This window comes from Streptomyces sp. NPDC004629, assembly GCF_042873595.1.
Lineage (GTDB): Bacteria > Actinomycetota > Actinomycetes > Streptomycetales > Streptomycetaceae > Streptomyces.
This window is the reverse complement of sequence record NZ_JBIALO010000018.1, coordinates 138,202-145,592: the sequence shown is the minus strand read 5'-3', so window position 1 is coordinate 145,592 and position 7,391 is coordinate 138,202. Positions and strand designations below refer to the sequence as shown.

Sequence of the window (7,391 nt, the reverse complement as noted above, 5' to 3'; positions counted from 1 at the left end):
CCGGCCCGCCCCCACCGCGCCTGGAAGCCGAGCGTCAGCGGGAACGGGCGGCTCACACCACCGGCCGCGCCCAAGCGCGCTACCGCCCCGGGCGGGGCTACCAGCCCGCCTGTCGGCCACCGGCCCGTTGGCACGGTGCACGGGGCTGTCCGGGTCCGTCGACCGCGACGCGGCTGCCCGGCAACCGGCCCGCCCCCACCGCGCCTGGAAGCCGAGCGTCAGCGGGAACGGGCGGCTCACACCACCGGCCGCGCCCAAGCGCGCTACCGCCCCGGGCGGTGCTACCGGCCCGGCTGTCGGCCACCGGCCCGTTGGCGCGGTGCGCGGTGCGCGGGGCTGCCGGCCCGGCTGTCGGTCGTCGGCTCGTTGGCGCGGTGCGCGGTGCGCGGGGCTGCCGGCCCGGCTGTCGGTCGTCGGCTCGTTGGCGCGGGGCGCGGGGCGTCGACCGTGGTGGGGCGCGGGTGTGGGCGGGTGTGAGGGGTTCGTCGGGGTCTCGGACATATGATCCTTCCTCATGGGAGATGCCCGAATTGCCGTGGAGCAGGACGCCGGCCCGGGGCGGTCGGGTGACCGGGAGCGGCCCGGCGGCACGGCCTCGGCGCGGGCCGCCGCGTTCGCCGTCTGGTACCTGCGGGCCGTCGCCTTCGTCAACTTCCTCAGCGCGGTGTGGGTCTCCCTCGGGCAGGACGTGCGCCGCCACAACCAGGAGAACTACTTCACGCCGTACCTGCTGACGGCGGGCTTCGCCTCGGGCCTGTTCACCGCCTTCCTGGCGATCACCATGCGGCGCCGCAAACGCGCCGCGTGGATCCTCAACCTGGCGCTCAGCGGAGCGTTCCTCGCCCTGTTCGCGTTCGCCATGACCTTCCCGGAGATCCGGCAGTACGCGCAGAACTGGATCTCCCTCGCGCTGACCGCCGGGTTCGTCGCCGCGCTGCTCGTCGGACGCCGCGAGTTCTACGCCAAGGGCGACCGGTCCAACCCCCGGCTCGCCGCCGGCGTCGCGGTCGGCGGCGGGCTAGCCGCCTCGCTGCTGGCGGCGCTGTTCGTGACGGTCACCAACCGGGCGCCGGACGCCGGGCGTTCGACGTTCCCGGAGCGCTGGCACTACGGCACGCTGCGGCTGGTCTCGGTCGCCGCCGACGAGTCGTACTTCCCCGGGATCTCGACCCCCAACTGGGTCAACGTCGTCATCAACGTGCTGAGCACCGCCCTCGTCCTGGCCGTGTTCTACGCCGCCTTCCGCTCCCGGCGCGCCGTCGACCCGCTCACCGGGGACGACGAGAAGCGGCTGCGGGTGCTGCTCGACGGGTACGGCGAACGGGACTCGCTCGGCTACTTCGCGCTGCGCCGGGAGAAGAGCGTGGTGTGGTCGCCGACCGGGAAGGCGGCGGTGGCGTACCGGGTCGTGGGCGGGGTGTCGCTGGCCTCCGGGGATCCGCTCGGCGATCCGGAGGCGTGGCCCGGGGCGATCGTGCCGTGGCTGGCCCAGGCCCGCGCGCACGGCTGGATCCCGGCCGTGATGGGCGCCGGTGAGGAGGCGGGGACCGTGTACGCCCGGCACGGCCTCGACGCCCTGGAACTCGGCGACGAGGCGATCGTGGAGGTGGCCGACTTCACTCTGGACGGCCGGGCGATGCGCACCGTACGGCAGGCTCACAACCGGGTCGGGCGGGCCGGGTACGCGGTGCGCGTGCGGCGGCACGAGGAGATCCCGGCCGACGAGATGACGTATCTGGTGCAGCGCGCGGACGACTGGCGGGACGGTCCCACCGAACGGGGGTTCAGCATGGCGCTCGGACGGCTCGGGGACCCGGCGGACGGGCGCTGTGTGATGCTCGAATGCACCGATGCCGACGGCGAGTTGAAGGCGCTGCTGTCGTTCGTGCCCTGGGGGCCGCACGGGCTGTCGCTGGACCTCATGCGGCGGGACCGGGACGCCGACAACGGGCTGGTGGAGTTCATGGTCATCGAACTGCTGCGCCGGGCCGGGGAGGTCGGGATCACCCAGGTGTCCCTCAACTTCGCGATGTTCCGGTCCGTCTTCGAACGCGGCGCGCGGCTCGGCGCGGGTCCGGTGCTGCGGCTGTGGCGCTCCCTGCTCAGCTTCTTCTCGCGCTGGTGGCAGATCGAGTCCCTGTACCGTGCCAACGCCAAGTACCGGCCCATCTGGGAGCCCCGGTTCCTGCTCTTCGAGAAGAGCGCGGACCTTCCGCGCATCGGCCTGGCGTCGGCGCACGCGGAGGGTTTCCTGGAGGCGCCCGGACGGCCCGGGTGGCTGCACCGCAGACACCTGGACACGCACCGATGAGGTCCGCCGGATGAGCGGGGTCGCCCGCTGGGCCCGTGCCGAGTGGGGACTGCTGTACGTCACGGTGCGCGAGCCGCTGCTGAAGCGCGGCCTGCGGGCGATTCCGATGACGCTCACCGCGGTGTGCCTCACCGCGGTGCTTCAGGTGGTGCAGAACCAGTCGTGGGGCTTCCAGTTCGTACAGAACGTGGGCGCCGTGCGGGCCCGGGACCCGTTGTGGCTCGCTCTGCTGCGCACCCCGCTGTCGCTGTTCGTCCCGGCGCTGGACCTGCCGGTGTGGGGTGCGCTGGCGCAGATCCTGTTCGTGTTCGGCATCGCGGAGATCTGCCTCGGCTGGTGGCGCACGCTGACCGTCGCGTACGTCGCCACGCTCGCCGGGACCTTGTACGCGCGCGTGGGCATCGCGCTCGGACCGCACACGCCGCTCGGCCTGCCGGCCTCGGACGCGCAGGTCGTGGACACCGGCCCGTCGGCGGCCGTGGTGGGCCTCGCCGTGTATCTGAGCCGGCGGTACGGCGCCTGTGCGACGGGCGGCGCGGTGGTGCTCGCGATGGTGATCGAGGTACTGGTCAAGGACAACCTCGCGGGCAAGGAACACATCGCGGCCCTGGCCGGCGTCACCGCCCTGTGCACCCTGCTGACCGTCCTCCACCACAACAACCGCCACCGAACAGAGAACGGCTAGCGGCGCGCCCCGCAGGGGCGCGGGGCTGCATCGATATGCGGCTCCGCCGCGCGGGCGCGAGCAACCACAACCAAGCCGCAGACGAACGACGGCCCATCCCCCGGCGGGGCCCGTCACCGGCCCCCCGCAGAGCGGTCGGGCGCGCCGGCGATCCAGTCCTGGACGGCCCGGCCGGGACCGGACCAGCGGCGGTCGTGACGGTACGCGCGCACCAGCGACCGGGCACGGGCCCGTGGCCGGCGCCGGTAGAAGCGCCTGGCCCACGGCGAGCCCGGCCGGGCCAGGCGAACCGCGCCGACGAGGGCGATCAACGGGACGACGACGCCGTACAGGGCGGTGCGGGTCTTGCCCTTGCTGAGGGAGACCAGGGAGAACAGGAAGTTCACGGCGACGCTCGTGATGGCCGCGCCGCGGCCCTGGAGTTCCTCCGTGGACAGGTCGTTGACGCCGAACGGCGCGAAGCCCGCGAGGAGCAGGCCGACGAGCGCGGCGGTCAGGACGACCGCCTCTACGCTCTTGCGGCCCTCCTCGGTCCAGTAGACGTCGTTGAGGTGCAGGATCAGCGCGAACTCGTCGAGGACGAGGCCCGCGCCGATACCGAAGACCACGGCGGAGAGGAACGCGCCGAGCCCGTGCCGGCCGCTGGCCACCGCGCCGAAGCCGCCGATCACGGTGAGCACGACACCGGGGACGGCATGGTGGATGTGCAGCCCGCCCGCGCTGACGTTGCGGAAGGGGCCCTTGCCCGCCCGGATCAGCCGGGTGATGGACCGGGTAACCAGGAAGGTCACGACGAACGCGGCGAGGGCCAGAAGCAGCGGGAGCTTGCCGGGCTCGATGATGTTCCGGTCCAGCCAATGTCCCATGTGCGCACTTTATCCCTGGCGGCCGATCGGGAATCCCGGCGCCCGGCGGTGTCCACGCGACCGCCGGGTACCCTGCGCCGGTGTCCACGACCTCGCCCGCCTCGTCCGCCTCGCTCTCGGATGGGCTTCGCTTCGCCTTCGGCACCCTCACCGTGCTGCCCGTCGCCGTGCGCCGCTGGGACCGGGAGGCGGCCCGGCTCGGCATGCTGAGCGCCCCGCTGGTCGGGCTGGTCGTGGGCGGCTGCGCGGCCGGGGCCGGGCTGCTGCTGCTCCTGCTGGGCGCGGGCCCGCCGCTCGCCGCCGTCGCCTCGGTCGCCGTACCCGCCGTACTCACCCGCGGTCTGCATCTGGACGGCCTCGCCGACACCGCGGACGGGCTGGGCAGCGGCAAGCCCGCCGAGGACGCGCTGCGGATCATGAAGCAGTCGGACATCGGCCCGTTCGGTGTGGTCACCCTGCTGCTCGTGGTGCCGGCCCAACTGGCCGCCCTGGCGCAGGCGTACGGCGACTCATGGGCCCGGGGCGCGCTCGCCGCCGTGGTCTCGGCGACCGCCGCCCGGCTGGCGCTCACCGCCGCCGCCCGCGCGGGGGTGCCGGCCGCCCGGCCGGAGGGGCTGGGCGCGGCGGTCGCGGGAGTGGTACCGGCGGGCGGCGCCGTCGCGGCCGGGGTCGCGGTGGTGGCGGCGGTGGGGGCCGGGGGTGCGGTGGTGGCGGCGGCCGGGGCCGGGGGTGCGGTCTTCGGGGCGTACGACGGCGTCCGTGCCGCCCTCGGGGTGGTCGTCGCTGTGGGCGTCGCCGAAGTCCTGCTGCGCCACTGCGTGCGCCGCTTCGGCGGGGTCACCGGAGACGTGTTCGGCGCGGTCGCGGAGACGGCGGCGACGACGGCGCTCGTACTGCTGACGCTAGGCGCTCCGCTGGGGGGGCCGTGACATCGCGGTTCGGCTGCGGCGCCGTACTCAGCCGCGGCGCCGAACTCCGCCGCGGCGCCGTCGTGGCCGGGCGCGCCGTTCCCCGCGCCCCCTCCGGGGCAATGGCTGAACCCGGCGGACAGACGTGATCGGCGCGCTCGCCACTCCGCCGCAGCGCCGAACTCCGCCGCGGCGCCGTCGTGGCTGGGTGCGCCGTTCCCCGCGCCCCTTCCGGGGCGGTGGCTGAACCCGGCGGATAGACCTGTTCGGCGTGCTCGTCATTCGGCTGCGGCGCCGTAGTCCGCCGCGGCGCCGTCGTGGCTGGGCGCGCCGTTCCCCGCGCCCCTTCCGGGGCGGTCGCTGAACCCGGCCGATAGACGTGCTCGGCGTGCTCGCCGTTCGGCCGCGGCGACATCGTGGCTGGGCGCGCCGTTCCCCGCGCCCCTTCCGGGGCGGTGACTGAACCCCGCGGATAGATGTGATCGGCGTGCTCGTCACTCGGCCGCGGCACCGTACTCGGCTGCGGCGGTGTCGTAGCCGGGTGCGTCGTTTCCCGCGGCCCCTGGGGGGGCGGCTGGGCGTGGCATATACAGGAGGGTGACCGGTCCCTTGTGGAGTTCGCGGGGGTGATCGGTGAGAATTCGGCGAACGGGCAGTGGGGGTGCCCGTCGGGGACCGGCGCATGTGGCTCAGGTCACCGAAGCGCAGGGGCGGCACATGGCCACGACGTCACCCACGGGTGAACGACCAGGGGAATGAGCAGGCGCACACACACGCGTAGGCTCGTCCCGGGTGCTCGCCGGCAGGGCGAAGGCCCCGGTCGCGACGCGCCCTCAGGCCAGTTCTAGGGTCGGTCCCCGGGCCCGGTCCACCCACCCATTCGGCCACAGCAACTTCACATCGGAAGCGAGATTTCACCACAGTGACTGCTCTGACTCTCAGCACCGCCGCGGCGCCCGGCCTGCGGGCCGACGCGATCGTCGTCGGTGTCGCAAAGGGCGCCAAGGGCCCCGTCGTCGCACCGGGCGCCGAAGCCGTGGACAAGGCGTACGACGACAAGCTCGCCGGCGTCCTGGAGACCCTCGGTGCCACCGGCGCCGAGGGCGAGCTGACGAAGCTGCCCGCGCCAGCCGGCTTCAAGGCGCCGCTCGTGGTGGCGGTGGGCCTCGGCGACGAGCCCGCGAAGGGCGCCACCCACGGCACCGAGGCGCTGCGCAAGGCCGCCGGTGTCGCCGCCCGCGGGCTGAACGGCGCCAAGAAGGCCGCCTTCGCGCTGCCCGTCGCCGACGCCGCCGCCGTCTCCGCGATCGCCGAGGGCGTACTCCTGGGCGCCTACTCCTTCGACACCTACAAGGACAACGCCGGCAACGGCAAGGCACGCAACGGCAAGACGCCGCTCGCCGAGGCCGCGCTGCTCGGCGGCAAGCCCCGCGACAAGGAATACAAGGCGGCCCTGGCGCGCGCCACCGCCGTCTCCGAGGAGCTGAACCGCGCCCGGGACCTGATCAACACCCCGCCGAACGACCTCACCCCGGAGGCGTTCGCGGCCATCGCCCAGGCCGCGGCCAAGGAGCACGGCATCAAGGCGCAGGTGCTCGACGAGAAGGCGCTGACCAAGGGCGGCTACGGCGGCATCCTCGGCGTCGGCGGCGGCTCGGCCGCGGCACCGCGCCTGGTGAAGCTGTCGTACACCAACCCCGCGGCGAAGAAGCACCTCGCCCTCGTCGGCAAGGGCATCACCTACGACTCGGGCGGCATCTCCCTCAAGCCGGCCGGTCACAACGAGACGATGAAGTGCGACATGAGCGGCGCCGCCGCGGTGTTCGCCGCGGTCGTGGCCGCCGCGCGGCTCGGCCTTGAGGTCAACGTCACCGGCTGGCTGGCGCTCGCCGAGAACATGCCGTCGGGCAGTGCCACCCGTCCGGGTGATGTGCTGCGCATGTACAGCGGCAAGACCGTCGAGGTGCTCAACACGGACGCGGAGGGCCGGCTGGTGCTGGCGGACGCGCTGTGGGCCGCCTCGCAGGAGAAGCCGGACGCGATCGTGGACGTGGCGACCCTGACCGGCGCCATGGTCCTGGCGCTGGGCAGCCGCACCTTCGGGATCATGGCGAACGACGACGCGTTCCGCTCCGCGGTGCACGAGGCGGCCGAGCAGGTCGGCGAGCCGGCGTGGCCGATGCCGCTGCCGGACCACCTGCGCAAGGGCATGGACTCGCCGACCGCCGACATCGCGAACATGGGTGAGCGGATGGGTGGCGGGCTGGTCGCCGGCCTGTTCCTGAAGGAGTTCATCGGCGACGGCATCACCTGGGCGCACCTCGACATCGCCGGCCCGGCGTTCAACGAGGGCGGACCGTTCGGGTACACGCCGAAGGGCGGTACGGGTTCGGCGGTGCGCACGCTGGTGCGGCTTGCGGAGCTTGCGGCGGGGGGTGGCCTGGGCTGAGTTCGCCCGCGGGCGGCTGCGCCGTGCTTTGGCCGGTTGCGCAGTTCCCCGCGCCCCTTCGATGCGGGTGCGGCGCCGTCGTGGCCGGTTGCGCCGTTCCCCGCGCCCCCACGGTGCGGTGCCGGTCGTCGGTCGGGTGCGGCGCCGTCGTGGACTGTCGCGGCGTTCCCCG

At 74.0% G+C, this 7,391-nt stretch carries 5 protein-coding genes; 4 read left to right on the top strand and 1 reads right to left on the bottom strand.

Translation table 11 applies throughout. The features are described 5' to 3' along the window. Positions 1-514 precede the first annotated feature (514 nt). Positions 515-2,311, top strand: coding sequence for a phosphatidylglycerol lysyltransferase domain-containing protein (locus tag ACFYTE_RS26510; protein ID WP_388715214.1), 1,797 nt, complete (start codon positions 515-517; stop codon positions 2,309-2,311). Positions 2,312-2,321: 10 nt separating this feature from the next. Continuing rightward, positions 2,322-2,996 carry a hypothetical protein gene (locus ACFYTE_RS26505; RefSeq protein ID WP_388715211.1) on the top strand — a complete coding sequence of 225 codons (675 nt, stop codon included), beginning with the start codon at positions 2,322-2,324 and terminating at the stop codon, positions 2,994-2,996. A gap of 113 nt (positions 2,997-3,109) precedes the next feature. On the opposite strand, the gene ACFYTE_RS26500 is transcribed toward ACFYTE_RS26505, so the two are convergent. Further along, positions 3,110-3,862, bottom strand: a complete 753-nt coding sequence (locus ACFYTE_RS26500) for a hypothetical protein (RefSeq protein ID WP_388715208.1) — start codon at positions 3,860-3,862, stop codon at positions 3,110-3,112. Between the two features lie 80 nt (positions 3,863-3,942). Between ACFYTE_RS26500 and ACFYTE_RS26495 the strand changes: the two genes are divergently transcribed. Both ACFYTE_RS26495 and ACFYTE_RS26490 read left to right on the top strand, forming a co-directional pair. Beyond that, entirely contained in the window at positions 3,943-4,791 is an 849-nt protein-coding gene (locus ACFYTE_RS26495; protein WP_388715205.1) for an adenosylcobinamide-GDP ribazoletransferase, read from the top strand. Positions 4,792-5,692: 901 nt separating this feature from the next. Beyond that, on the top strand, positions 5,693-7,219 hold the full coding sequence (locus ACFYTE_RS26490) for a leucyl aminopeptidase (RefSeq protein ID WP_388715202.1): 1,527 nt from the start codon (positions 5,693-5,695) through the stop codon (positions 7,217-7,219). Positions 7,220-7,391 lie beyond the last annotated feature (172 nt).